At 62.6% G+C, this 24,499-nt stretch carries 31 protein-coding genes, 1 other RNA gene and 1 pseudogene; 20 read left to right on the top strand and 13 right to left on the bottom strand.

Annotated features, from left to right (window positions below):
* Positions 1–136 precede the first annotated feature (136 nt).
* The 6 genes from efp (at position 137) to AC0L2K_RS30135 (ending at position 5,275) form a co-directional block, all read left to right on the top strand.
* Positions 137–703 carry an elongation factor P gene (gene efp, locus AC0L2K_RS30160; RefSeq protein ID WP_027152892.1) on the top strand — a complete coding sequence of 189 codons (567 nt, stop codon included), beginning with the start codon at positions 137–139 and terminating at the stop codon, positions 701–703.
* Positions 704–841: 138 nt separating this feature from the next.
* Entirely contained in the window at positions 842–1,642 is an 801-nt protein-coding gene (locus tag AC0L2K_RS30155) for an inositol monophosphatase family protein (protein ID WP_473533114.1), read from the top strand.
* Positions 1,643–1,765: 123 nt separating this feature from the next.
* Positions 1,766–2,473, top strand: a complete 708-nt coding sequence (trhA, locus tag AC0L2K_RS30150; protein WP_473533113.1) for a PAQR family membrane homeostasis protein TrhA — start codon at positions 1,766–1,768, stop codon at positions 2,471–2,473.
* A 115-nt stretch (positions 2,474–2,588) separates the two neighbouring features.
* Positions 2,589–3,614: a MotA/TolQ/ExbB proton channel family protein gene (locus AC0L2K_RS30145; RefSeq protein WP_023800004.1), complete on the top strand. Its 1,026-nt coding sequence runs from the start codon at positions 2,589–2,591 to the stop codon at positions 3,612–3,614.
* Between the two features lies 1 nt (position 3,615).
* A complete protein-coding gene (locus tag AC0L2K_RS30140; protein ID WP_473533112.1) occupies positions 3,616–4,647 on the top strand; it encodes a peptidoglycan -binding protein in 1,032 nt (343 codons plus the stop codon).
* A gap of 229 nt (positions 4,648–4,876) precedes the next feature.
* Positions 4,877–5,275 carry a hypothetical protein gene (locus AC0L2K_RS30135; protein ID WP_473533111.1) on the top strand — a complete coding sequence of 133 codons (399 nt, stop codon included), beginning with the start codon at positions 4,877–4,879 and terminating at the stop codon, positions 5,273–5,275.
* A 122-nt stretch (positions 5,276–5,397) separates the two neighbouring features.
* Here the strand turns inward: AC0L2K_RS30135 and AC0L2K_RS30130 are convergent.
* A pseudogene (locus AC0L2K_RS30130) lies at positions 5,398–5,743 on the bottom strand (DUF1304 domain-containing protein).
* 188 nt (positions 5,744–5,931) lie between these two features.
* On the opposite strand from AC0L2K_RS30130, the gene AC0L2K_RS30125 reads away from it, so the two are divergent.
* The gene (locus tag AC0L2K_RS30125; protein WP_287282206.1) at positions 5,932–7,431 is read left to right on the top strand and encodes a carboxypeptidase M32; all 1,500 of its coding nucleotides are present in this window, start codon (positions 5,932–5,934) and stop codon (positions 7,429–7,431) included.
* Positions 7,432–7,524: 93 nt separating this feature from the next.
* On the opposite strand, the gene AC0L2K_RS30120 is transcribed toward AC0L2K_RS30125, so the two are convergent.
* Positions 7,525–9,327: an ABC transporter transmembrane domain-containing protein gene (locus tag AC0L2K_RS30120; protein WP_473533110.1), complete on the bottom strand. Its 1,803-nt coding sequence runs from the start codon at positions 9,325–9,327 to the stop codon at positions 7,525–7,527.
* 206 nt (positions 9,328–9,533) lie between these two features.
* Here AC0L2K_RS30120 and rpmE point away from each other — a divergent pair, with 206 nt between their 5' ends.
* The gene (rpmE, locus tag AC0L2K_RS30115; protein ID WP_006327661.1) at positions 9,534–9,755 is read left to right on the top strand and encodes a 50S ribosomal protein L31; all 222 of its coding nucleotides are present in this window, start codon (positions 9,534–9,536) and stop codon (positions 9,753–9,755) included.
* 67 nt (positions 9,756–9,822) lie between these two features.
* Here the strand turns inward: rpmE and AC0L2K_RS30110 are convergent, their stop codons facing one another.
* Positions 9,823–10,464, bottom strand: a complete 642-nt coding sequence (locus tag AC0L2K_RS30110; RefSeq protein ID WP_473533109.1) for a TetR/AcrR family transcriptional regulator — start codon at positions 10,462–10,464, stop codon at positions 9,823–9,825.
* A gap of 112 nt (positions 10,465–10,576) precedes the next feature.
* Here AC0L2K_RS30110 and AC0L2K_RS30105 point away from each other — a divergent pair, with 112 nt between their 5' ends.
* The gene (locus tag AC0L2K_RS30105) at positions 10,577–11,410 is read left to right on the top strand and encodes an NAD(P)H-binding protein (protein ID WP_473533108.1); all 834 of its coding nucleotides are present in this window, start codon (positions 10,577–10,579) and stop codon (positions 11,408–11,410) included.
* 1 nt (position 11,411) lies between these two features.
* On the top strand, positions 11,412–11,891 hold the full coding sequence (locus AC0L2K_RS30100; RefSeq protein ID WP_473533107.1) for an anthrone oxygenase family protein: 480 nt from the start codon (positions 11,412–11,414) through the stop codon (positions 11,889–11,891).
* Between the two features lie 29 nt (positions 11,892–11,920).
* Here the strand turns inward: AC0L2K_RS30100 and AC0L2K_RS30095 are convergent, their stop codons facing one another.
* The 3 genes from AC0L2K_RS30095 to AC0L2K_RS30085 all read right to left on the bottom strand — a co-directional run bounded on the left by AC0L2K_RS30095 (position 11,921) and on the right by AC0L2K_RS30085 (position 13,606).
* The gene (locus AC0L2K_RS30095; RefSeq protein ID WP_128181528.1) at positions 11,921–12,247 is read right to left on the bottom strand and encodes an Rdx family protein; all 327 of its coding nucleotides are present in this window, start codon (positions 12,245–12,247) and stop codon (positions 11,921–11,923) included.
* 61 nt (positions 12,248–12,308) lie between these two features.
* Positions 12,309–13,058, bottom strand: a complete 750-nt coding sequence (locus tag AC0L2K_RS30090) for a YebC/PmpR family DNA-binding transcriptional regulator (protein ID WP_023800014.1) — start codon at positions 13,056–13,058, stop codon at positions 12,309–12,311.
* 224 nt (positions 13,059–13,282) lie between these two features.
* Positions 13,283–13,606 (bottom strand): ArsR/SmtB family transcription factor, encoded by a 324-nt coding sequence (locus AC0L2K_RS30085; protein ID WP_029348930.1) that lies wholly within the window; start codon positions 13,604–13,606, stop codon positions 13,283–13,285.
* Between the two features lie 50 nt (positions 13,607–13,656).
* Here AC0L2K_RS30085 and AC0L2K_RS30080 point away from each other — a divergent pair, with 50 nt between their 5' ends.
* The 3 genes from AC0L2K_RS30080 to AC0L2K_RS30070 are packed head-to-tail and all read left to right on the top strand — an operon-like array spanning position 13,657 to position 15,004.
* Complete coding sequence (locus AC0L2K_RS30080) at positions 13,657–14,139, top strand: SRPBCC domain-containing protein (protein ID WP_473533106.1); 483 nt, start codon at positions 13,657–13,659, stop codon at positions 14,137–14,139.
* Positions 14,140–14,155: 16 nt separating this feature from the next.
* Entirely contained in the window at positions 14,156–14,518 is a 363-nt protein-coding gene (locus tag AC0L2K_RS30075) for a hypothetical protein (RefSeq protein ID WP_473533105.1), read from the top strand.
* Positions 14,519–14,545: 27 nt separating this feature from the next.
* Positions 14,546–15,004: an SRPBCC family protein gene (locus tag AC0L2K_RS30070; RefSeq protein WP_473533104.1), complete on the top strand. Its 459-nt coding sequence runs from the start codon at positions 14,546–14,548 to the stop codon at positions 15,002–15,004.
* A gap of 287 nt (positions 15,005–15,291) precedes the next feature.
* Here the strand turns inward: AC0L2K_RS30070 and AC0L2K_RS30065 are convergent, their stop codons facing one another.
* From AC0L2K_RS30065 to ssrS, 4 genes are all read right to left on the bottom strand, one after another.
* Positions 15,292–16,059, bottom strand: coding sequence for a TerC family protein (locus AC0L2K_RS30065; protein ID WP_031255296.1), 768 nt, complete (start codon positions 16,057–16,059; stop codon positions 15,292–15,294).
* A 72-nt stretch (positions 16,060–16,131) separates the two neighbouring features.
* Positions 16,132–16,956: a TIGR00282 family metallophosphoesterase gene (locus AC0L2K_RS30060; RefSeq protein ID WP_023800020.1), complete on the bottom strand. Its 825-nt coding sequence runs from the start codon at positions 16,954–16,956 to the stop codon at positions 16,132–16,134.
* Between the two features lie 81 nt (positions 16,957–17,037).
* A complete protein-coding gene (locus AC0L2K_RS30055) occupies positions 17,038–17,625 on the bottom strand; it encodes a 5-formyltetrahydrofolate cyclo-ligase (RefSeq protein ID WP_023800021.1) in 588 nt (195 codons plus the stop codon).
* A 94-nt stretch (positions 17,626–17,719) separates the two neighbouring features.
* Positions 17,720–17,875: non-coding RNA, 6S RNA (gene ssrS / locus AC0L2K_RS30050), on the bottom strand.
* 181 nt (positions 17,876–18,056) lie between these two features.
* On the opposite strand from ssrS, the gene AC0L2K_RS30045 reads away from it, so the two are divergent.
* The 6 genes from AC0L2K_RS30045 (at position 18,057) to msrB (ending at position 22,497) form a co-directional block, all read left to right on the top strand.
* Entirely contained in the window at positions 18,057–18,896 is an 840-nt protein-coding gene (locus tag AC0L2K_RS30045; protein ID WP_023800022.1) for an AAA family ATPase, read from the top strand.
* A gap of 168 nt (positions 18,897–19,064) precedes the next feature.
* Positions 19,065–19,511, top strand: a complete 447-nt coding sequence (locus tag AC0L2K_RS30040) for a GNAT family N-acetyltransferase (protein WP_023800023.1) — start codon at positions 19,065–19,067, stop codon at positions 19,509–19,511.
* 46 nt (positions 19,512–19,557) lie between these two features.
* The gene (locus AC0L2K_RS30035) at positions 19,558–19,962 is read left to right on the top strand and encodes a type II toxin-antitoxin system HicB family antitoxin (RefSeq protein WP_473533103.1); all 405 of its coding nucleotides are present in this window, start codon (positions 19,558–19,560) and stop codon (positions 19,960–19,962) included.
* Positions 19,963–19,972: 10 nt separating this feature from the next.
* Positions 19,973–21,163 carry a vWA domain-containing protein gene (locus AC0L2K_RS30030; protein ID WP_473533102.1) on the top strand — a complete coding sequence of 397 codons (1,191 nt, stop codon included), beginning with the start codon at positions 19,973–19,975 and terminating at the stop codon, positions 21,161–21,163.
* Entirely contained in the window at positions 21,164–21,985 is an 822-nt protein-coding gene (locus AC0L2K_RS30025; protein WP_473533101.1) for an MBL fold metallo-hydrolase, read from the top strand.
* A 107-nt stretch (positions 21,986–22,092) separates the two neighbouring features.
* Complete coding sequence (msrB, locus tag AC0L2K_RS30020) at positions 22,093–22,497, top strand: peptide-methionine (R)-S-oxide reductase MsrB (protein ID WP_027152870.1); 405 nt, start codon at positions 22,093–22,095, stop codon at positions 22,495–22,497.
* A 60-nt stretch (positions 22,498–22,557) separates the two neighbouring features.
* Here the strand turns inward: msrB and AC0L2K_RS30015 are convergent, their stop codons facing one another.
* The gene (locus AC0L2K_RS30015) at positions 22,558–22,902 is read right to left on the bottom strand and encodes a hypothetical protein (protein WP_027152869.1); all 345 of its coding nucleotides are present in this window, start codon (positions 22,900–22,902) and stop codon (positions 22,558–22,560) included.
* 217 nt (positions 22,903–23,119) lie between these two features.
* Between AC0L2K_RS30015 and AC0L2K_RS30010 the strand changes: the two genes are divergently transcribed.
* Positions 23,120–23,629 carry an arsenate reductase ArsC gene (locus AC0L2K_RS30010; RefSeq protein ID WP_128170683.1) on the top strand — a complete coding sequence of 170 codons (510 nt, stop codon included), beginning with the start codon at positions 23,120–23,122 and terminating at the stop codon, positions 23,627–23,629.
* 22 nt (positions 23,630–23,651) lie between these two features.
* Here the strand turns inward: AC0L2K_RS30010 and AC0L2K_RS30005 are convergent, their stop codons facing one another.
* Together AC0L2K_RS30005 and AC0L2K_RS30000 are read right to left on the bottom strand one after the other, a co-directional pair.
* Positions 23,652–24,107 carry a hypothetical protein gene (locus AC0L2K_RS30005; RefSeq protein WP_473533100.1) on the bottom strand — a complete coding sequence of 152 codons (456 nt, stop codon included), beginning with the start codon at positions 24,105–24,107 and terminating at the stop codon, positions 23,652–23,654.
* Between the two features lie 48 nt (positions 24,108–24,155).
* Positions 24,156–24,416, bottom strand: a complete 261-nt coding sequence (locus tag AC0L2K_RS30000) for a DUF2312 domain-containing protein (RefSeq protein ID WP_023800031.1) — start codon at positions 24,414–24,416, stop codon at positions 24,156–24,158.
* Positions 24,417–24,499 lie beyond the last annotated feature (83 nt).

The raw sequence follows: 24,499 nt of genomic DNA, 5'->3' as shown, positions 1-24,499 counted from the left end.
TCTCATGCCACCCCTTGCCCGCTCCCCCTCTTGCCCACTCCCCCTCTTGCCCAATCCCTTGCCTCTCCTGGCGATTTGTGGTCTTGGAGGCGCCAAATCGCTTTCGTCGCGAAATCTCATTCCGGATCACATCATCATGGCCAAGATCAATGGCAACGAAATCCGTCCCGGCAATGTCATCGAGCATGATGGCGGCCTGTGGGTGGCGGTCAGAACCAACACCGTCAAGCCCGGCAAGGGTGGCGCCTACAACCAGGTCGAGCTGAAGAACCTGATCAACGGCACCAAGCTCAATGAGCGTTTCCGCTCGGCCGAGACAGTCGAGCAGATCCGACTGGAGATGAAGGATTTCTCCTTCCTCTACGAACAGGGCGAAGCGCTGGTGTTCATGGACACCGAAAGCTACGAGCAGCTTGAATTGCAAAAGGATTTCGTCGGCGATCGCGCTGCCTTCCTGCAGGACGGCATGATGGTGACGGTCCAGCTCTATGACGAAAGGCCGATCGGCATTTCGCTGCCCGACCAGGTGACGCTGACGATCACCGAGGCCGACCCGGTGGTGAAGGGCCAGACCGCCGCCTCGTCCTATAAGCCGGCGATGCTGGAAAACGGCATTCGCGTGCTGGTGCCGCCTTTCATCGGCTCGGGCGAGCGTATCATCGTCGACACCAACGAAATCACTTATGTGCGCCGCGCCGACTAAGGCATGATCCCAAAAAGTTGCAGACTTTTTTGGACAAGATCATGTCTCAAAGCAAATAGCATCATCCCAAAAAGTTGCAGACTTTTTGGATAAGATCATGCCTCAAGGCAAATAGGCGCAGCGGCAGGAAGAAGAGCAATGGCGCGTTCCGCGATCCTCAATGTCATGGTCCAGGCCGCTATGAAGGCCGGCCGCTCGCTGTCGCGGGATTTCGGCGAAGTGCAGAACCTGCAGGTCTCGATGAAGGGGCCGGGCGACTATGTCAGCCAGGCCGACCGCAAGGCAGAAGAAATCCTCTTCACCGAGCTGTCGAAGGCGCGGCCGGGCTATGCCTTCCTGATGGAGGAGCGCGGCCAGATCGAAGGCGACGACGGCCAGCACCGCTGGATCGTCGACCCGCTCGACGGCACCACCAATTTCCTGCACGGCATTCCGCTCTTCGCCATCTCGATCGCGCTGGAGCGCCAGGGCCAGATCGTCGCCGGTGTCGTCTACAATCCGGCGATGGACGAACTCTACACCGCCGAGCGCGGTGGCGGCGCGTTCATGAACGACCGCCGGCTGCGGGTTGCCGGCCGCACCAAGCTGATCGACACGGTGATCGGCTGCGGCGTGCCGCATCTCGGCCGCGGCCAGCATGGCAATTTCCTGATCGAGCTGCGCAACGTGATGGCCGAAGTTTCGGGCGTGCGCCGCCTCGGCTCCGCCTCGCTCGATCTCGCTTATGTCGCTGCCGGCCGCATGGACGGGTTCTGGGAAACCGGCATGTCGGCCTGGGACGTCGCCGCCGGCATCCTGCTGATCCGCGAGGCGGGCGGCTTCATCTCCGACTTCGCCGGCGGGCAGAACATGCTGGATGGCGGCTCGATCGTCGCCGGTAACGAGACCATCCAGCGTGCGCTGTTGAAGACCGTCAGGAAGCCGGTGACGCCGCACTAGACCAAGATCCCGAAAAAGCATGAACCCGGACTTGGCGCGCTGAACCGCCGCAGTCGCAAAACCGCAACGAAATCTTGAAATGCTGTCCGGCATCCGCCCAAATAAGGGGATGCAGGATCATTCATGACGCATATCGGCCCGAAATCCCAGATCGAGGTACCCCAGATCGAAATCCCCTTCATGGGCCGCTGGCACTATTCGCGCGCCGAAATGATCGCCGACGGCATCGTCCATGCGGTAGGGATCGTGCTCGCCATTGCTGCTGGCTCGACGCTGCTGGCGCTGGCTGCCTTCCATACCGGTCCGGGCGAATATATCGCCGCCGCTTTCTACGTGATTTCGCTGCTCACCGTGCTGTCGGTGTCGCTGGCCTATAATCTGTGGCGGGTGTCGTCGCCAGCCAAGTGGATATTGCGGCGCTTCGACCATGCCGCGATCTACCTGCTGATCGCCGCGACCTACACGCCATTCCTCGCCCAACTCGACGGCTCGCCGCTGGCCATCTCGATGATCGTCCTGGTCTGGGTCGCGGCAGCGATCGGCATCGCCATCAAAGTGCTTCTTCCCGGTCGCTTCGACCGGCTGGCGATCGTCTTTTATCTCGCCATCGGCTGGAGCGGCATCGTTCTGGTCGAGCCGCTCGTCGAGACATTGCCGACGACGTCGATCGCGCTGATCGTCGCCGGCGGCATCGTCTATTCCTGCGGCGTCATCTTCTTCGCCTGGAAGGGCCTGCGCTTCCACAATGCGCTGTGGCACGGCTTTGTCGTCACCGGCGCCGGCCTGCATCTTGCCGCCATGGTCGACTGCCTGGTCATCAACCGACTCTAACGCAATGGTCCGCTTGGCAATATTGCCAAGCGCCATTCAATTTGGTCACAATTGCGTTTAGAGTCGCCGTCAAACGTGAATTGGCGGCGGCGGCGGCATCGGAAACGGGGCACGGATGGCTTTACTCAAATCCTTCGGCATGGGCAGGCGCTCCGACGTGCTGATGTACGATCCGCACAAATTGTCGAGCCCGCAGGTCTTTCTCCTGACCATGGTCATCTTCCTGATGATCGTCGCTTTCATCGCCGCCATCCTGACCCGTCAGATCTCGACAGCCTTTGCCACCAATCCCGGTCTCAACGGCCTGATCGTCGGCGTGCTTGCGGTCGGCATCCTGCTGGCCTTCGCGCAGGTCGGCCGGCTGTTTCGCGAAGTGCGCTGGGTCAACTCTTTTCGGGCCGGCTCCGAAACCACCGAACCGGTGCTGCTGGCGCCGATGAAGGCGATGATCGGACGCTCGCCGACGATCGCCTTCTCGACCAGTTCGATGCGCACCATGCTCGATTCGATCGCCACCCGCCTCGACGAAAGCCGCGACACCTCGCGCTATCTTGTCGGGCTGCTGGTGTTCCTTGGTCTGCTTGGCACCTTCTGGGGCCTGCTCAACACGATCGGCTCGATCCGCGAAACCATCGATTCGCTCGATCCCGGTACCGGCGATGCCGCCGCCGTGCTCGAATCTCTGAAGGCCGGGCTTTCCGCGCCGCTGGCCGGCATGGGCACCGCCTTCTCGTCCTCGCTGTTCGGCCTGTCCGGCTCCCTGGTGCTCGGCTTCCTCGACCTGCAGGCTGGCCGCGCCCAGACACGCTTCTACACCGAGCTCGAAAACTGGCTGTCCTCGGTCACCGACCTGTCCTCCGACATCGTCGTCGCCGAACCGCCCAGGGTCGAGTCGTCCGACGAGATCCGCGTCCTGTCGGAAAGACTGCGCAGCATGCAAGAGAACGGCGGCGGCGCCAATCCGCGTGTCGCCACCGCCATGGCCAACCTTGCCGACGGCATTTCGGGCCTGGTCAAGAACATGCGCTCGGAGCAGCAGATCATGCGCGACTGGGTCGAGGCCCAGTCGGACGAGCAGAAGGCGATGCGCAACACTCTGGAGAAGATCGCCGACGCCTTGAAGAAGACTGGAGTCCATTAGCATGGCTCTCGCCAGGAGCCGGCGTGCCGATCGCCGTATCGATTACTGGCCGGGCTTCGTCGACGCGCTGTCGACGTTGCTGCTGGCGATCATGTTCCTGCTTACCGTCTTCGTGCTGGCGCAGTTCCTGCTCGGCCGCGAAATCTCAGGCAAGGACACGGTGCTCAACCGCCTCAATTCGCAGATCAACGAACTGACCCAGCTTCTGGCGCTGGAGCGTTCGACAACGCAGGACAAGGAAGATTCGCTGGCCAATTTGCAGTCGTCGCTGTCGGCGTCGGAGGCGGAAAAGAGCCGGCTCGAGCAATTGCTGGCGCAAGGCGCCGGTGCCGGCGACGCCGCCAACCAGCGGGCCACGGCGCTTTCGGGCGAACTCGATAACCAGCGCCAGATCAGCCAGCAGGCACTGAGCCAGGTTGAAATCCTCAACCAGCAGATCTCGGCGCTGCGCAGGCAGATCGGAGCACTCGAAGAAGCGCTCAACGTGTCCGAAGCGCGCGATCGCGAGTCCAACACCAAGATCGCCGATCTCGGCCGCCGCCTGAACGTCGCGCTGGCGCAACGTGTGCAGGAACTGAACCGCTACCGGTCCGACTTCTTCGGGCGCCTGCGCGAAATCCTCGCCGACCGCGAGAACATCCGTATCGTCGGCGACCGTTTCGTCTTCCAGTCGGAAGTGCTTTTCCCGACAGGCTCCGAAGTGATCAACGATGCCGGCAAGGACGAGATGAAGAAGCTCGCCGACGCCATCATCGACCTGCAGAAGGAGATCCCGCCGGAGATCAACTGGGTGCTGCGCGTCGACGGCCACACCGACGACAAGCCGCTGTCGGGCACCGGCCGCTACCGCGACAATTGGGAATTATCGTCGGCGCGCTCGACCTCGGTGGTGAAGTTCCTGATCGAGAACGGCGTGCCGGCCAACCGCCTGGTTGCCGCCGGCTTCGGCGAATTCCAGCCGCTCGACCCCGCCGACACCGAAGACGCGCGCAACAAGAACCGCCGCATCGAGCTGAAACTGACCGAGCGCTGATCGCCCCGGCTCCAGGCGGCAGCCGCACTTAGGGCGGCGATGCAGGCTAGCAAGGCCTGAAAAGATTACCTTTTTTTGATTACACTTTGCCGAGGATCGTTCCTAGCTATGTCATGGGGCCGAGAACCGCCGGCGGTGGAAGCGTCCATTGCGACCCGACGGAACCGACGGCTCACAGCCGGAAGGTGGCCCTCCCAATCGCCGCCTCCCCTGTAAAAGGAGACGCAACATGCGCTCTTTCACTCCCAAGACCCTTACGACTGCAATGCTCGCCGCACTACTCGTCACCGTTCCGTTTGCTGGCGCCGACGCCGGCCCGCGTGAGGCAGCTTTGATCAACCAGATAGAGAGCGTGGATACCGGTATCCGAGGTGCCATGCAGGCGAACTGCATCAAGCCGGACGAAGCGCCTGGCTTGCGCACGCAGGTCGCTCAACTTGATCGGGCCGCGCAGAGGGCCGCGCGAGATGGAACGATGCCGGCCACGCAGTATTATAAAATGCTGGCGCAGATCGATCATGTGAGCCAGAGGCTGCGGGCTGCCACCGGCAGCGCCTTCCTCATCGGCAGCGGCGGCGATGGCGGGTACTATCCGAACGGCTACGGCCCAAACTATCCAAAAGGCTGAAATCATCCATTACAGCGCCGCACTTTGATCTTGCGCATGATCTGTTGATTTTGCGCAAGATCCGTTCCGCACCGAAAGCCCCAGGCAGGGAGCTTTTCCAAAAATCGAGTCCGATTTCGGGGTTATGCGCCCAGCCAAACTGCGGTCAGAGCAACTGCAGCCGGCACGGTCTGAATGTAGAGGATTTTCCTGCCGACCGTCGCCGCGCCGTAGAGGCCGGCGATGGCGACGCAAAAACACCTTGATCTGGAAACCAGCCGCGCCGAGGTAAAGCCCCCAGATCAGCCCGGCTGCGAGAAAGCCGTTGTAAAGTCCCTGGTTGGCCGCAAGCACTTTCGATGCGCTGGCGAATTCCGGCGTCAGCTTGAACGCCTTGTGGCCGCGCGGCGTGTCCCACAGCACCATCTCCAGATAGACGATGTAAAGGTGGATCAGCGCCACCAACCCGACCAGCACATTGGCGATCATGCTTCGTCTCCCCGATGCGACGCGCCGCCGCCTCGCGACATTGATCACGCACGCCACCGCTCCTGCAAGACCCATTGCGCTGTGCATCCTGGCCAGCAACCATGTGCCCATCGCCAACGGCCTTTCGGGGTTGCCAATATCAGCGCATTGGTATCTTTTCCCGCCGTTCAAATTCAGCGGAACCCGCCATGTCCTTTCAAAAACTCGACGACCTCGGCCACAAGCTCGAAGCACTGGAGCATGCGCTCGCCATTCTCAGCGCCGACGAGGCGACCCACATGGCCGTCGGCGGCGGTGACAAGCGTGCTGAGGCGATGTCGGCGCTGGCCGGCATGCATCACGCCAGAGCGACAGCGCCGGAGATCGCCGACTGGATCGCAGCGGCCGAACAGGAAACGCTGAACGAAGAACAGCAGGCAGCGGTCAAGGAATTCCGGCGGCAATACACCAACCTGACCTGCCTGCCGGTCGAATTCGTCGAGCGCCAAACCACCGCCCGGATGCGCTCCGAGCAGTTGTGGCGCGACTTGCGTGCAAAGAACGACTGGGCCGGGTTCCTGCCGGCGCTCGAAGGCGTCGTTGCGCTGGTGCGCGAGGAAGCAGCCCTTCGCGCCGACGTGCTCGGCCTTGACCCGTACGACGCGCTGATGGAGCAATATGATCCCGGCAACCGCGCCGCCGACATCACGCCGGTCTTCGCCGAGTTGAAGACCTTTCTCAGGGATTTCGTGCCGGAGGCACTGGCCGTGCAGGAAAAGCGGCTGGCGAAACATCCGCTGAAGCCGCTTTCGGGCAGCTATGCGATCGAAAAGCAGCGCGAGCTTGGCCTCGCGATGATGGCGGCGGTCGGCTTCGATCTCACCCACGGCTCGCTGTCGGTATCGCATCATCCGTTCTGCGGCGGCGTGCCGAGCGACGTGCGCATCACCACCCGCTACAAGACCTCCGATTTCCTGTCGGCGCTGATGGGCGTGCTGCACGAGACCGGCCACGCGCTTTACGAACAGAACCTGCCGCAGGCGTGGGCGCACTGGCCGCTCGGCAAGGCGCGCGGCATGGCTGTGCATGAAAGCCAGAGCCTGTTCGTCGAGAAGCAGATCGGCCGCAACCCCGAATTCTGGCGCTGGGCGCTGCCGGTGGTCGAAAAGCACCTCGGCGAGGCCTGGTCGATCGAAGACATCCTGCCGCATGTACACCGGGTCGAGCGCGGCCTGATCCGCGTCGACGCCGACGAGGTGACCTATCCGCTGCACGTCATCCTGCGCTACGAGTTGGAGCAGGAGCTCGTCTCGGGGCGACTCGAGGCCGCCGACCTGCCCGAGGCCTGGGACGCCAAGATGCGCGACTGTCTCGGCCTGTCGACCATCGACAACCCGGCCGACGGGCCGATGCAGGACGTGCACTGGCCGGGTGCTGCGTTCGGCTATTTCCCGTCTTATACGCTGGGCGCGATGATGGCGGCGCAGCAATGGGCCGCCCTGACCAGAGATCATCCCTCCGCCGACGAAGACCTCGCCAAGGGAAATTTCGCGGCGATCAACGACTGGCGCCGGCAAAGGATCTGGTCGCAAGGCTCACGCTGGTCGACGCCCGAACTGCTCGAGCGCGCCACCGGCGAGAAGCTCAACGCCACGCATTTCACCGAGCATTTGCGCAAGCGCTATGGGGAGGTGCTGAAGGGCGCCTGACATATCTTCAAGCGCATCGAACGCCGCGGCAATTTCGTCACTGCCGACCAGCGCCATTTGCAAAAGACGAAGCCGTTTGGCAGCGTCGTCCTACTACTCCGCGGCGCCCCTGAAAGCGTTCGCCCCGGTTTCGAATTGCAGCTTGGCCAGCCGCGCATAGATGCCGCCCTTGGCGACGAGGCTCTGGTGGGTGCCGTCCTCGACGATGCAGCCGCCATCCATGACCAGGATCCGGTCCGCCTTCAGCACCGTCGCCAGCCGGTGGGCGATGACGATCGTGGTGCGGTCCTGCATCAGCCGCTCCAGCGCCGTCTGCACCAGCGTCTCGCTTTCGGCGTCCAGTGCCGAGGTTGCCTCGTCGAGCAGCAGGATCGGCGCATCGCGCAGTATCGCGCGGGCAATCGCCACGCGCTGGCGCTGGCCGCCGGACAAGGTCACGCCGCGCTCGCCGACCTGGCTGTCATAGCCTTTCTCGAGTTTCAGGATGAACTCGTCGGCAAGCGCATCCCTGGCCGCCGCCTCGATCTCGGCCTGGCTGGCGTCCGGACGGCCGAAGCCGATATTGTCGCGCGCGCTGGCCGCGAAGATGGTGACGTCCTGCGGCACGATGGCGATTCGCTCTCGGATGGCGACGGGGTCGGCCTCGCGCACATTGACGCCGTCGATCATGATCTTGCCGGTCTCGGGGTCGTAGAAGCGCAAAAGCAGCGAAAAGACGGTGCTTTTGCCGGCGCCGGACGGGCCGACGATCGCCACCGTCTCGCCGGGCTTGACCTGGAAACTCAGGCCGTGGACGGCAGCGCGGTCGGGCCCGGCCGGGTAGGAGAAGGACACCTCGTCGAAACTGATTGCGCCTCTGGCCGTCGCCGGCAGCAGTTTCGGATGCGCGGGGGCCTGGATCGCGGGCTTCTCGGCCAGGATCTCGGTCAGCCGTTCGGCAGCACCGGCGGCTTGAGAAAGCTCGCCCCACACTTCCGACAGCGCGCCGAGCGCGCCGGCGGCGAACACCGAATAGAGCAGGAATTGGCCGAGCGTGCCCGGCGACAGCGTGCCGTCGAGCACATCGCGCGAGCCGAACCACAGCACCGCCACCACCGAGGAAAAGATCATGAAGATGGCGAAGAAGGTGAGGAAGGAGCGGGCAAAGATCGAGGACCGCGCCGCCGCGAAAGCGGCTTCCACGGCAGCTGAAAAATGCCCGGTGACCAGCTTCTCATTGGTGAAGGCCTGCAGTGTACGCACCGCGCCGATCTGCTCGCTGGCATAGGCCGTGGCGTCGGCCAGCGTGTCCTGCGCCAGCCGCGATTTGCGCCGCACCGAGCGGCCGAAGGCGACCAGCGGCAGCACGATCACCGGAATGGCGGCGATGACGAGGCCCGACAGTTTCGGGCTTGTGAAGATCATCATCGCCACTGCGCCGAGGCCCAGGATGACATTGCGCAGCGCCACCGATGCGGTGGCTCCGACTGCTGACTTGACCTGCGTCGTGTCGGCGGCTAGCCGCGAGACGATCTCGCCCGACTGTGCAGTGTCGAAGAAGGATGGCGACAGCGTCGTAACATGGCGGAACACGTCGCTGCGGATGTCGGCGACGACGCGCTCGCCCAGCGTGATGACGAAATAATAGCGGCTGGCCGACGCCGCGGCGAGCAAGGCAGCCATCACCACGAGCATGGCGAAATACTCGGCGATGAAAATGGAATCGGAAGCGGAAAAGCCATGGTCGATCATGCGCCGCACGGCCAGCGGCAGCGCCAGCGTCGTCGCCGCAGCAACGGTCAGCGAGACGACCGCGCCAATGACCATTTTCCGGTAGCGCGTGATGTAGGGGAACAGGCGCCGCAGCGGCTTGAGCGAGCGCCTACGCTCGTCTGCATCGCCGCTTGTATGCGCCATGACCGTTTCCTCTGGCCGCCTTCTGGGCATGCGCCTCAATATGCGCTTACCGCGGCCTTGTGATTCAATTCCGGCTGATGTATAGGCTCGCCGACCGTTTTTAAAAGCCGTGGCTCCTCAATAGCTGCGGCTTCGAGTTTTAAAAAGGGGCGCATCGACGCAGGCTTTATGCCCGTCAGCGGCGCCGGCGAACCAGGAATAGCACAATGAAGACCGATATCCATCCCGACTACCACACCATCAAGGTCGTCATGACCGACGGCACCGAATACATGACCCGTTCGACCTGGGGCAAGGAAGGCGATACGATGAACCTCGACATCGACCCGACCACCCATCCGGCCTGGACCGGCGGCCAGCAGACCCTGCTCGACCGCGGCGGCCGCCTGTCGAAGTTCAAGAAGCGTTTCGAAGGTTTTGGGCTGTAGGCCGCAAGCTATTTTTCGGATCGAAGAAACCCGCCCTCGTGGCGGGTTTTTTGTTGGAAATGCGGCTCTATTGGTCGACCAGTTCGCGCAGCGCCATCCGCTTGTAGGCGGCGACCAGGTCGTCGCCTTCCTTTCGACCGACCGAGATCGCCAGCCGCATGGTGGCCTCGCCCATCTGCCAGATGAGAAGCGCCGTCGTTTCCAGCGCCGCCGGATCGGCGGTGGGCCGCAGCCGCTTCAGCACCGCGGTGAGGAATTCGGCGTTGGCCCGGCTGTCGGCGAGCTCGAGTTCGCGCAGCGCCTTGTCGGCCTGTGTGCCCGACCAGATGTCGCGCATCACCGGCTCGGCCAGGAACAGCCCGTAATAGATATCCACCAGCTCGGAAAATGCCCGCCGCAGCCCTTCGGCGTCGCTGACCTGTGCAAGCGCTGCCGCGATGCAGGCCTGGCTTTCGGCGGTGTGGCGCTCGGCCAGCGTCCAGATGATCGCCCGCTTGTCCGGGAAGAACTGGTAGAGCGAGCCGATCGACACGCCGGCCCGTTCCGCAACTTCGCCCATGCGCATGACATCGCTGCCTTGCTCGGCGATCAGCGCAGAGGCGGCGGCCAGCATCCGCTCGACCCGCTCGCGGCTGCGCTGCTGGCTGGGCGCCCGGCGCGGCGATGCGATCTGGCCATCCGGTGAACCCGCTACGGTCGAGCCTTCCATCACTGTCTCCTGGCGAATGATCAACAAACTGGCTTGACTCACAAAATACGAGGGTTTATCACGTTTTGCAAATGTGAGGATTACTCATGTTTGTGAGCAAAGGAAAATCGCCATGATCGACACAGCAGCAAAACCGATTTTGATCCTCGGCGGCACCGGCAAAACCGGCCGTCGTCTCGCGGACCGGCTGACGGCGCAGGGCCTGCCAGTACGGATCGGCTCGCGCTCGGGCACCCCGCCCTTCGACTGGGAAGACGATACGACCCGGGAACCCGCGCTCGATGGTGTCGGTGCCGTTTACATCAGCTACTATCCCGATCTTGCGGTGCCCGGTGCGGCCGAAGCGGTCGGCGCATTCTCGCGTCTTGCCGTGGAACGTGGCGTCAACCGATTGGTGCTGCTGTCGGGGCGCGGCGAAACCGAAGCGCAACGAGCCGAAGAGATGCTGAAAGCCTCAGGCGCCGACTGGACGATCCTGCGCTGCGCCTGGTTCTCCCAGAATTTCAGCGAGAGTTTTTTGCTCGATCCGCTGCTCGCCGGTGAGGTGGCCTTGCCGGTCGGCACTGTCGGAGAACCGTTCGTCGATGCCGACGACATTGCCGACGCCGCCGTTACGGTGCTTACCCGGCAAGGCCATGTCGGCCAGCTTTACGAGCTGACCGGGCCGCGTCTGCTGAGCTTCGCCGACGCGGTCGCCGAGATCGGCCAGGCGGCCGGCCGCGACATTCGGTTCAAACGGATTTCGCATGCCGAGTTCACAGCCGCAGTAGCCGGGTACGAGTTGCCGGCCGAGTTCGCTTGGCTGCTCAACGAGCTGTTCACCGAGGTGCTCGACGGCCGCAACGAGACGCTGACCGACGGCGTCGAGCGCGTGCTCGGCCGCGCCCCAAAGGACTTTTCCGCCTATGCAACCGAAACCGCTGGTACGGGAATATGGAGTGACTGACATGATCATGAAACTGCTTCCCAGCCTCACCTTCATCGCCGCGCTCGGCTCGGGCGTCGTCGCTGGTGTGTTCTTCGCCTTCTCCAGCTTCGTCATGCCGGGCCTCGCCCGCATGCCTGCCGCGGGCGGCATCGCCGCCATGAATTCGATCAACATCACTGCGGTGACGCCGATGTTCATGACCGCGCTTTTCGGCACCGGGCTGATCTGCCTTGTCCTCGCCGCCGGCGCTGTCATCGGCTGGGGCCAACCGGGTTCGTTGTGGCTTCTCGCCGGCGCCCTGATCTATGTCGTCGGCAACCTGATCGTGACGATGATTTTCAACGTGCCGCTCAACAACGCGCTGGCGGCCGTCGATCCGGCAAGCGCCAACGGCGCCGCCGTTTGGGCCACCTATCTCAGGGACTGGGTGATGTGGAACCACGTCCGTACCATCACCGCCATCGTCGCGCTGGCCTGCTTCATCGTGGCGTGGCGGTGAACGAGGGCAGAAATCTAAAAGACCTTGCGTCAGGCAGGGTCTTTTGACGGGGTATCTTTTGACTTGTCGCTCTTGCGGTCGGCATGGCCGAGATCGCGGTCCGGATCGATCACGTCGCGAACCAGTTGCTTGAGCCTTGCGGCATCGGGAAAGCCGCCGTCGCGCTTGCGGTCCCAGACCAGAGTGTCGTTGCAGGAAATGGTGAAGATGCCGCCGGTGCCGGGCACCAGTGTGACCTCGCCCAGATCCGTTGCGAAGGTCGACAGCAGCTCCTGCGCCATCCAGCCGGCCCGCAGCAGCCAGTGGCACTGCGCGCAATAGGTGATGCGGACCTGGGGCAACGGCTTTTCGGTCATGTCAGGTTGAGCTCCGCTCATATCTCAGATTGAGTTCCTCTCATGTCTGGCTGAGCTGTGCTCATGCAGCGCTGAGTTTCGCCATGGTCTCGTCGTCGACCTCGAAATTGGCGTAGACGCTCTGCACGTCGTCATCGTCCTCGAGCGTCGCGACTAGCTTCATCAGCGACTGTGCCCGCTCCTCATCGACCGCAATGTTGGTCTGCGGCTTCCAGATCGGTTTCACTGATTCAGCCTCGCCGAGCGCGCCTTCCAGCGCCTTCGACACCTCACCAAGATTCTCGAAGGCGCAATAGATCGTGTGGCCTTCCTCGTCCGACTGGACGTCGTCGGCCCCGGCCTCGATCGCCGCGTCCATGACCTTCTCCGCGCTGCCTACCGATGCCGGATAGAAGATTTCGCCGACACGGTCCCACATGAACGACACCGAGCCGGTTTCCCCCATCGCCCCGCCGGCCTTGGTGAAGGCGGCCCGCACATTCGACGCCGAGCGGTTGCGGTTGTCGGTCAGCGCCTCGACGATGAGCGCAACGCCGCCTGGCCCGTAGCCTTCGTAACGCACAGCTTCGTAAGTCTCGGCGTCGCCCATCGACGCCTTGTTGATGGCGCGCTGGATGTTGTCTTTCGGCATCGACACCGCCTTGGCGTTCTGCACGGCAAGACGCAGGCGCGGGTTCATCGACGGGTCCGGCGTGCCGCTCTTGGCGGCGACGGTTATTTCGCGCGCCAGCTTGGAAAACATTTTCGACCGCACCGCATCCTGGCGGCCCTTGCGGTGCATGATGTTCTTGAACTGTGAATGGCCAGCCATGGCACCCCTGTCGTTTTCTTGGCAGAGCATCCTGCAGCGAGGTAGTCACCTCGCCTTTGCCAAAATGCTCGAACTTAAATTTCAGAACGTCCCTGCTGCGTCCGGATGGACGTGCGGCGCTCTATCTCGGAATGGCCGGCTTATAGATAAATCGGCTCAATTCGTCCAGCCGCGCCGTAAGGGCGGTGCGGCAACGTTACCGCCAGCTGCTTTCCTGCGAACGCTCACCCCTCCAGATCGGATTTCAGCCGGTCGAGAATGCTGATCGCATGCGTGGCGTACTGGCTGATCCAGCGGTCGTGGATCTGCTTGATCGGCAGCGCGTTGAGATGGTTCCAGCGTTCGCGCCCCTCGCGCCGCGCCACCACCAGGTCGGCTTCCTCCAGCACTTTCAGATGCAGCATGACGGTGCAGCGGTCCATGTCGGGAAAGGCATCGCACAGCATGCCGGTGGTCCGCGGCGCGTCCTTTAGCTCGTCGAGCAGCGCGCGCCGGCGCGGATGCGCCAGCGCCTTGAAAACATTGTCATCCTGCGCCTTGCTTGACATGTTATATTTTTATAACATAATATCGATCGATCAAGGAAGGAGCTGTGGATATGTCTCTTGGATTCAGAGTTTCGGGCCGCATCGGCAAACCGGTTGCCGAAGTCTTCGATGCGGTCGTCAATCCGAACAAGCTCAGCGGCTATTTCACCACCATCGGCGGCGCCAGTGCCCCGCTGGTGGCCGGCGCCAGGGTCATCTGGTGGGGCAAGGTCCCGGTCGAGGTCGACGAGGTGGAGAAAGACAACCGCATCGTGCTGCGCTGGGACGCCACCGACGCCGACGGCAAGCCGGCCTACAAGACGCGCATCGAGATGAATTTCGAGCCGCTGGACGACGGCGGCACCTTCGTCACCATCGCCGAGGCCGGCTGGCACGAGGACGCGGTCGGCCTGAAGAAGTCCTACCTCAATTGCGAGGGCTGGTCGCAGATGCTGGCCTGCATGAAGGCCTATGTCGAATACGGCATCAATTTGCGCGACGGCTACTATCGCAGCGAGGTGAAGGGCGAGCCCGCCAATGAAGACAATATCTGAGAAGACGGAGGAAAGAATGGCTGCGAAAATCACCGGCGGCATCAACATCGCCATGAAAGTGCCGCCCCACCAACACCAGGAGACGATCGCCTTCTACCGCGATGTCGTCGGCCTAAAACCGTTCACGGCCAAGGCGCCTGCCACCGGTTTCGAGCTCGGCCCCAATCGCCTGTGGATCGACGAAGCGCCGATGCTGAGCCAGGCCGAGATCTGGCTGGAACTGTTCACCGACGATTTTCCGGCCGCCGCCGATCATCTCGCCAAAGCCGGTGTTGTGCGCTGCGACGCCATCGAGGCGCTCGGCGAAGGTTTTCGTGGCGGCTGGATCACCAATCCGGCCAACATCATTCACCTGGTGCGCGAACCCGACGCCTGGTGACGGAGACCGGTTCGGAAGGAGGACGAAATGGACATCGGTGAGACACCGACCGCCGAAGCCGGCATGCTGATCCGGCGGCCGGTCGCAGAAGTATTCGAAGCCATCGTCGATCCGACGATCACGACGAAATTCTGGTTCACCCACGGCAGCGGCAGGTTGGACAAGGAAGTTCGCTGGGAGTGGCGGATGTATGGCGTTTCGACGCCGGTCACGGTCAGCGAGTTCGTCACGAAGGAAAAGATCGTCATGCAATGGAGCGATCCGCCGACCACCGTGGTCTGGACTTTTACCGAGATGCAGGGCGGCACCTTTGTCGAGGTTCGCAATTTCGGTTTTGCCGGCAGCACCGATGAACAGGTCAAGCAGGCGATCGGCTCGACCGATGGCTTCGCGCTGGTGCTCGCCGGCGCCAAGGCCTGGTTGGAGCAAGGCTTGACGCTTGGCCTGATCGGCGACCGTCATCCGAAGGGCACGCCGACCGCTTAAGTCGCTGGGTGCAAAAAGCCGTTCTGCAGCGATTCTTCCCACCCCCTCTGTCCTGCCGGACATCTCCCCCGCAAGGGCCCGCAAGGGGGGAGATCGGATGTCGCTGAGGCTTTCGCCAATCTCCAACGCTGCAGGACGAGCGGAGCGCTAAAGCTGCCAATCTCCCTCCTTGAGGGGGAGATGTCCGGCAGGACAGAGGGGGGTGCTGTCCGTCTCAAAGGTTCTGCATGGCCGCGACAATTGAGGCAGAGCTCAGGCCTTCGCGCCGTCGCTTCGCCCCGCCAACCTCAGTGCCCCGCGCCCGCCTTTGCCTTCCTCCGACGTCGCGCCAGCATGTTGAGGCCCTCGACAAGAGCGGAAAAGCCCATGGCGGCGTAGATGTAGCCCTTCGGCACATGGAAGCCCATGCCGTCGGCGATCAGCGTCATGCCGATCATCAGCAGGAAGCTCAGCGCCAGCATGACGATGCTGGGGTTCTTGGCGATGAAATTGGCGAGCGGTCCAGCCGCCAGCATCATCACGCTGACTGCCACGATCACGGCGATATACATGATGGCGATCTCGTCGGTCATGCCGACCGCGGTGATGATCGAATCGATCGAAAAGACGAGGTCGAGCAGCAGGATCTGGAAGATGGCGCCGGCCAGCGAAAGCTGCAGCGTCTCACCCATCATCGTGTCCTGGTGATCCTCGAGATCGACCGTGTGGTGGATCTCCTTGGTCGCCTTCCAGACGAGGAACAGGCCGCCGGCGATCAGGATCAGATCGCGCCAGGAAAACCCGTGGCCGAACGCGGTGAATACCGGCGCCGTCAACTGGACGATGATCGAGATGGTGGCAAGCAGCACCAGCCGCATGATCAGCGCCGCCGAAATACCAATTCGCCGGGCGCGGGCCCTCTGCGCCTCCGGCAATTTGTTGGTCAGGATCGAGATGAAGATCAGATTGTCGATGCCGAGCACGACCTCCAGCACGATCAGCGTCAGCAACGCGACCCATGCAGTCGGATCGGAGACAAAGGCGAAATGTGGCGCCAGGAATTCGATGAGCTGCATGGAGGTCGTCCCCTCTTACGATCTGAAGCAGGCGTGGCCGGCAATTAGGTACTACAATCGCTTACATCAATGTCATGACCAGAACGAGGGCGCGGTTTCTTCGAGCCGCGGCCCGCGGCGAAACGGCGCAATCCGCTCGGTCAGGCCGCTGCGATCCGAAATGTCGACGCCGACGCCGCACAATGTCGCCGGGCCGCTCGCCGCCTCGAAGCGCCCTTTCGGCACCTTCGACAGAAAGCGGTTGAGCGGCTCCTCCTTGTCCATGCCGAGCGAAGAATCATAGTCGCCGCACATGCCGGCGTCTGAGATATAGCCGGTGCCGCCGTTGAGGATATGGTGGTCGCCGGTCGGCTGATGCGTGTGAGTGCCGACAACCAGGCTGGCGCGGCCGTCGACGAAGTGCGCAAAGCACATTTTTTCAGAGGTCGCCTCGGCATGGAAATCGATGACCACCGCATCGGCCTGTTCGCCAAGCGGGCAGGCGGCAAGCTCGCGCTCGCCGGCCTGAAACGGATCGTCGAGTTCAGGATGCATGAACACCCGGCCCATGATGTTGGCGACCAGAACGCGCGCGCCGTTCCTGGCGATGTAGACGCCCGAGCCCCGCCCCGGCGTGCCCTTGGGGAAATTGGACGGACGCAGAAAGCGTTCCTCGCGCGGCGCGAAAGCCAGCGCATCGCGCTGGTCCCAGACATGATTGCCGGTTGTGACGACGTCGGCGCCCGCCGAGATCGTCTCGCGAAAGATCTCTTCGGTAATGCCGAAGCCGCCGGCGGCGTTCTCGCCATTGACGATGACGAAGTCGAGTTTGAAATCCGAGATCAGGCCGGGCAGTTGTTCCCACACCGCCGTGCGTCCCGTCTTGCCGACCATATCGCCGAGGAAGAGAAGTCTCATCTAAACATGATCCCGAACCGAAGGTCAGCGAAGCAAAAAGCTGCATGACTTCCGGAAAAGACCATGCGTCCAGGAACTTATCTACAATTTCGGCGCGAACCGGCGCAACCCGCTCTCGGTGAGTATTTCCGGAATGGTCACGTCATGCGGCTCGTCCGGCACCAGCGCCACCTGCTGGCAGTCGAAAGCAATGCCGATCAGCCGCGGCGGCTGCCCCTTGTCGACCAGCCGCGCGATGGCACGGTCGTAATAGCCGGCGCCATAGCCAATGCGGTGGCCGCGCGCGTCGAAAGCCGCGAGCGGTACCAGCATCACCTGGGGATCGAGCACCTCGGCCTCCTCATGCGGCCCGACGGTGCCGAACCCCATGTCAATCATCGGCGCGCCGCGCACCAGTTCGCGAAAGACGATGGTGGTCTTGTCGAGAATCGCCGGCAGGCAAAGCCGTGCCCCTTTTTCGCGCAAGGCGAACATCAGCGGCCGGACGTCGACTTCCGAGCGCATCGGCCAGAAGCCGGAGACGATCTGGCCCGGCTCCATCGCAATGCTGTCCCGCGCCGTCTCGGCCATTTCGAGCGCTGCCTCCACCCGCCAGAACGGATCGAGCGCGTCGCGGCGCCCGAGTGCTTCGCGTCGCAACTGTCTTTTCAGGTCTTTCGAGGATGTCATGCGCCGACGATAGAAAAGGTCAGATTTGGATGGAGTTTTAGGAGCGACGTTTTCCACCGCATGATCCACCGAAGCGTGGATCCTTTGCGTCAAGTGACGATCCACACAACCGGTGGAGAGAGCGATCCCGGGAACCTACAAAGTAGGTGGGCGCCGTATGAGAAAACCCACGGGTCTTCCCAGGGACAGCTCCCTAGGGATCATTAAGGCCCCGGGGAAAATGTTCTCCTGCCGGGAAGCGCAGACCGTCACGCCCAATATAGGCCGATGGCAGGCCAAGCGCCAGAGAGACGGCCATGTTCGGTGGCTTTATTCGTCGCAAGGTCCTGCCTGGGAGCTGCGCGGCACATGGGTTCACCGCGCCCTCGCCGCTGCGCCTTGCATGGGCTGGGCTGTCTCCTTACGGTTGCCATGAAAACCGAGGAGCAACAATGCGTTTCGAAGGCACGGCGGCCTATGTCGCCGACAAGGATCTGATGGTGGCGGTCAATGCGGCGATCGCGCTGGAGCGGCCATTGCTGGTCAAGGGCGAGCCCGGCACCGGCAAGACCGAACTGGCCAGGCAAGTGGCGGCCGCGCTCGGCCTCGAGCTGATCGAATGGCATGTCAAGTCGACGACAAGGGCGCAGCAGGGCCTCTACGAGTATGACGCCGTGTCGCGGCTGCGCGACAGCCAACTCGGCGACGAGCGCTTCAACGACATCAGCAATTATATCAAGCGTGGCAAGCTGTGGGATGCCTTCGCGACGGCCAAGAAGGTCGTGCTTCTGATCGATGAGATCGACAAGGCTGACATCGAGTTCCCCAACGATTTGCTGCAGGAACTCGATCGAATGGAGTTCTTCGTCTACGAGACCGGCGAGACGATCCGCGCCGCTGTGCGCCCGATCGTCATCATCACCTCCAACAACGAGAAGGAACTGCCGGACGCCTTCCTGCGCCGCTGCTTCTTCCACTATATCCGCTTTCCCGACTTCGAGACGCTGCATCGGATCGTCGACGTGCACTATCCCGGCATCAAGCAGAACCTGGTGCGCGCCGCGCTCACCCAGTTCTACGAGATCCGCGACGTGCCGGGCCTGAAGAAGAAGCCGTCGACCTCCGAGGCACTGGACTGGATCCGCCTGCTCGTGACCGACGATATCGCGCCCGAGGATTTGCGCGCCGACCCGAAAAACGCACTGCCCAAGCTGCACGGCGCGCTGTTGAAGAACGAACAGGACGTGCATCTGTTCGAGCGGCTGGCCTTCATGGCGAGAAGGCAGGGGTGAGGAGCGGTCGGCCGACGAAAAGCCGACGATTTGGCTTTTCGAGCGACGAACGCCCGAAGCCATAGCGGATGGCCGGGCATGCGGCGGACAGCGCTTTCCCGTTGCTGGACCGTTGCCGCCGTCCGGGCACCGGGGCAGCCTGGGCCCGAAGCTTCAGAAGGAAATAAAATGACCGAGATCACCGTCCGCCCACTGGCACAATCCGACCACGCCGACTGGCAGCGTCTGTGGACTGCCTACCTCACCTTCTACAAAACCGAGCTGCCGGAAGACGTCTACGCCGTCACCTGGAAGCGGCTGTTCACGGCGGGTGAGTTTGAACCAAAAGGGTTCATCGCCACGCTCGGCGGTAAGGCGGTCGGCCTGACGCACTATCTCTACCATCGCTCCTGCTGGTCCGAAAAAAACAACTGCTATCTGCAGGACCTGTTCGCCGACCCGGACGTGCGCGGCAAAGGCGTCGGCGCCGCCCTGATCGAAGCAGTCAAGCAGGAAGCCGGCAAGATCGGCGTCAAGAACGTCTACTGGATGACGCACGAGACCAACACCACCGCGCGCAAGCTCTACGACCACGTGGCACGGCGGACCGGCTTCATCGAGTATGATTTGATGTGATGAACGGTCGATCGCCCGGCTTGCCGGATGGATTTAAGGAGGAATGATGACGCACTATGTCGGAATTCTTGGCGGCGCAGATGATGTCTGGGGAGTGCGGGTGCCCGATCTTCCCGGATCTCATGGCGGTGGCGCAAGTCCCGAGGAGGCGATAGCCGATGCGACCTCCGCCGTTCGCGAATGGGCCGAGGCACGAATGGCGAAGCACTTGCCCTTGCCCGACGCGCGCACGGTGGCAGATCTGCTCCGACTGGGCGAAATCGATAGCGCCGCCGGAGAATCTGCCGTGATGATCCCCGTGCTGATCGATTCCGGACGGCCTGTCCGAGCCAATCTGTCGCTCGACGCAGGTCTCTTGGCGGCAATCGATGCCGAAGCGAGCCGACGCGGCCTCACGCGTTCCGCCTTCATCGCCAGCGCCGCTCGCGAGAAGATCGAAGGGCACAGATAGAAGTCGGACGATGTTCATCCCCTTCTTCCTCGAACTGAAGGCTGCGCGGGTTCCCGTCTCGCTCCGGGAATATCTGTCGCTGCTGGAAGGGCTGGAGGCGGGGCTGGTCGACTATGACGTCGAGGGTTTTTACTATCTCGCCCGCTCGGCACTGGTGAAGGACGAGCGCCACATCGACCGTTTTGACCAGGTCTTTTCGCACATCTTTAGGGGTGTCGAAGCGCTGGCTGGCGAAAACCCGGTCGACGTCGAGAACATTCCGGAGGAATGGCTGCGGCGGCTTGCCGAAAAGCACCTGACCGATGAGGAGAAAAAGCTGGTCGAGGCGCTGGGCGGTTTCGAAAAGCTGATGGAAACGCTTAAAAAGCGGCTGGAGGAACAGAAGGGCCGCCACCAGGGCGGGTCGAAATGGATCGGCACCGGCGGCACCTCACCCTTCGGCGCCTATGGCTACAATCCCGAAGGCGTTCGCATCGGCCAGCATGAGAGCCGCAACCACCGTGCGGTGAAAGTCTGGGACAAGCGTGAGTTCAGGAATTTCGACGATGCCGTCGAGCTCGGCACCCGCAACATCAAGATCGCGCTGAAGCGCTTGCGTCGCTGGGTGCGCGAAGGCGCCGAGGAAGAGTTCGACCTGCCCGGCACCATCCACGCCACGGCCGAGCACGGCTATCTCGACGTGCAGACACGGCCCGAGCGGCGCAACGCCGTGAAGCTGCTGATGTTCTTCGATGTCGGCGGCTCGATGGACGATCACATCAGAAGCGTCGAGGAGCTGTTTTCGGCCGCCCGCGCCGAATTCCGCCAGCTCGAATATTTTTACTTCCACAACTGCCTCTACGAAGGTGTGTGGAAGGACAATCGCCGCCGCCATGCGGAGGTGATTCCGACCTTCGATCTCCTCCACAAATACGGTCCGGACTACAAGATGATCGTCGTCGGCGATGCCTCGATGAGCCCCTATGAGATCGCGCATCCCGGCGGCTCGGTCGAGCACTGGAATCCGGAGGCCGGCGTCGTCTGGCTCAGCCGTCTGCTGCAGCAATGGCCGAACGCGGTATGGCTCAACCCCGAAAGCGAAAAGCACTGGGGTTTTACCCATTCGATCGCCATGATCCGTGACATCTTCGGCGGCCGCATGTTTCCGCTGACGCTCGCCGGACTCGAGGCCGCGACGAAGCAGCTTTCAAGGAAGCACTGAATGGATTTACGCAAAACAGGACGTCCGACCTGTTTCCTCTGCCTGCAATGTGGCGTCCAGTTCGCGGCGGCAGCGACGCCGCCGCAACATTGCCCGATCTGCGAGGACGAGCGGCAATATGTGCGCTGGGAGGGCCAGGCCTGGATCACGCCGCAAGAGCTCGCCGCCGGGCATCGGATCGTGATGAAGGACGACGCCGGCGTGCTCGCCTTCGGCATCGAGCCGCGCTTCGCCATCGGTCAGCGGGCGCTGCTGGCACAGTCGCCGCACGGCAATGTGCTGTGGGACTGCATCTCGATGGTCAGCGACGAGGCGGTGGCCGAAATTAACCGACGAGGCGGCCTGGCCGCGATCGCCATTTCGCACTGCCATTATTATTCGGCGATGGTCGAGTGGAGCGAGGCGTTTGGCGGCGTGCCGATCTATCTGCATGCCGATGACCGCAAGTGGATCATGCGGCCGCATCCGGCTGTTGTCAGTTGGCAGGGCGAGACGCGCGCCCTGAACCCCTCGCTGACACTTATCCGTTGCGGCGGTCACTTTGCCGGTGGCCAGGTGCTGCACTGGAAGCGCGACGGCGACGACGCCATCCTGGCCGGCGACATCTTGCAGGTGACGCCAACCCGCCGCCATGTCAGCTTCATGTACAGCTACCCGAACTACATCCCGCTCAATGCGCCGAAGGTACTCCGCATCGCGTCGGCACTGGAGCCTTTCGCGTTCGACCATATCTATGGCGCATGGTGGAACCAGAACGTCATCGGCGATGCAAAGACGGCATTTGCAAGATCTGTTGCGCGGTATTTGGCAGCGATCGCCTGAGGAATTCTTCGCGGCAGGATTGGAAATCGGGCAAACGCCGTAACAAATGCCTATTTTAGGCGAACTTGGGAAAGCAGCCCAATAGCAGCATGAGCTAAGAGGCAAAGATGGATAGTCACACCTACCCTGTTACCCGAACAGATGCCGAATGGCGCGCGCGGCTGACGCCGGAGCAATACGCGGTGATGCGCAATCACGGCACCGAGCGGCCGGGCAGTTGCGCGCTGCTCCACGAGAAGCGCGCCGGCACTTTTTCCTGCGTCGGCTGCGACCAGCCCTTGTTCGAATCCAAGCTGAAGTTCGAGAGCGGCACCGGCTGGCCAAGCTTCAACGATCCGGTGCCCGGTTCGGTCGAGACGACCGTCGACCGCAGCTACGGCATGGTCCGCACTGAATGCCACTGCGCCCGCTGCGGCAGCCATCTCGGCCACGTCTTCGAGGACGGCCCGCCGCCGACTGGCCTGCGCTATTGCATCAACGGCGTCGCGCTGAAATTCGAGCCGGCTGCTTGACTGGAATCCAGACGTTGTCAAAGGACGGCTTCCGCCGGCCTTTGCCGGCAGCACTGTCCGTCAGATCACCACCACCAGTATCAGCCACAGCACAGCCCCCAGCGTCATCAGCGAAGCCTTGACGCCACCGGTTTTCTCGGCGGTCCGCCACACCGCAAAAGTCAGAAAGAAATTGTACGGCACCGGCGCGAAATGCACCGCTAGAACGAGAGCGAGCGGCAGCTTCAGCCCGAGCAGGATCAGCGCCAGCACCGACACGGCGATGTTGATCGCCGTGCCGACAAGGACAAGATCGCGCCAGAACAGCCGGTCTAGCGGGGCCGTGCCTTGCCAGCGCGAGCGGAAGAAACCCGCCGCACGGCCTGCCTTGCCGTCTTCGCCTTCGAAAGTCTCCGGCGCACTCATCGATACGGCTTTCTCTCATTCGACAGCCGCAGAGATTTCCAAAGCAGCAAGCCTGTCAACGCAAATCGATCATCGGCACGCAAGCGTATGATTTGACAAATTGTCATCAAACGGTCGTGAAACCTTTCTACGTCGCCCTTGTCGGCGTCTCGGCAAAGACACCTTGCCGGACTCTGCCGCCCCCATCATCCAGTCGCCTGCCAAGGGAGGTCTTGAGATGAGCGATAATGTCTACAACGTGCTGTTTCTTTGCAACGCCAATTCGGCGCGATCGATCATGGCGGAAGCCATTCTCAGCCGGATCGGTGGCGGCAGGTTCAAGGCGTTTTCCGCCGGTTCGCAACCGAAGGGCGAGGTCAATCCCTACGCACTGCAGCTGCTCGAAAGCCTCGGCTACGATACGAACTTCGCCCGTTCGAAAGGCTGGGACGAGTTTGCCGAGCCCGACGCGCCGGAAATGAATTTCATCTTCACGCTTTGCGACAGCACCGCGAATGAATCCTGTCCGATCTGGCCGGGTCATCCGATGACCGCGCTCTGGTCGATACCGGACCCAGGCAAGGCAGACGGCACCGAAGCAGAACTGCATCTTGCCTTTGCCGATGCCTATCGCATGCTCAACAACCGCATCTCGCTGTTCACCAATCTGCGGATGGATGCGCTCGACCATCTGGCGCTGCAACAGCATCTCGATCGGATTGGCCGCGACACGGCGAAGCCGAACTAACTAAAGCCACTGCGACGCGAATTCACGGTCCGGCTTCGCCACCCCCGCCCAGCACCTCGGAAACAGCGCGCTCGAAGCGCGATGCTTCCGTCACCAGCCAGTCGGCCATGGCCGGCCAATTGTCCTCGGCAAAACAGTTCACGCGCCACAGCGAATTGATGCCGAGGCCCTCGCAGCTCTGTTCCGGCCTGAGCTTCAACCTGTCTTCGATCGCCGGCTGGAACGGCTTCAACCGCGACCAGGCTTGCGTGGCACCGAACTTCTCGTTGCGGCCGAAGAAGACGCCGACATGGTTCTGCGCCGGCGCGACATACATGGAAAGGACCAATGCGAAGTCGGGCAGCCCGCGCTGCCAGAACCAGGGTCCGCGCCGCGCCATCAGAGGCCTTTCTTCCGGATGCCGTTCCGCGAACAGCGTCCAGAAGCCGCGTTGGCGGAACTCAGAGGCGCGGCGGCCGCCATAGTCGAATTCGCTCATGGTTCGACCCGTTGCGGGCGCAACCGGCGCCCAGGGCTGTTACCAGCCTTACACCATGCCGAGTGCGGCTTTGTAGAGATCGAGGATGGTTTCCTCCTCTTGCCGCTCAGCCTGGTCCTTCTTGCGCAGCCGGATGATCGACCGCATCGCCTTGGTGTCGAAGCCGGTGCCCTTGGCCTCGGCGAACACTTCCTTGATGTCGTCGGCGATCGTCTTCTTCTCTTCCTCGAGCCGCTCGATGCGCTCGATGAAGGCTCGCAGCTGGCCGGCGGCAACAGTCTGGCTGGTCTCGGTGATGTCGTCGGCCATTTTTTCTCCGCGTCGTTTTCCATGCCGCGACTCACGAACCGTCGCGGCGAATTTGCAGCGGTTCGATGCCCGACCGGAGGCGA

Source organism: Mesorhizobium sp. WSM4817, assembly GCF_055811135.1.
This window is presented reverse-complemented; position numbering and strand designations above follow the sequence as displayed.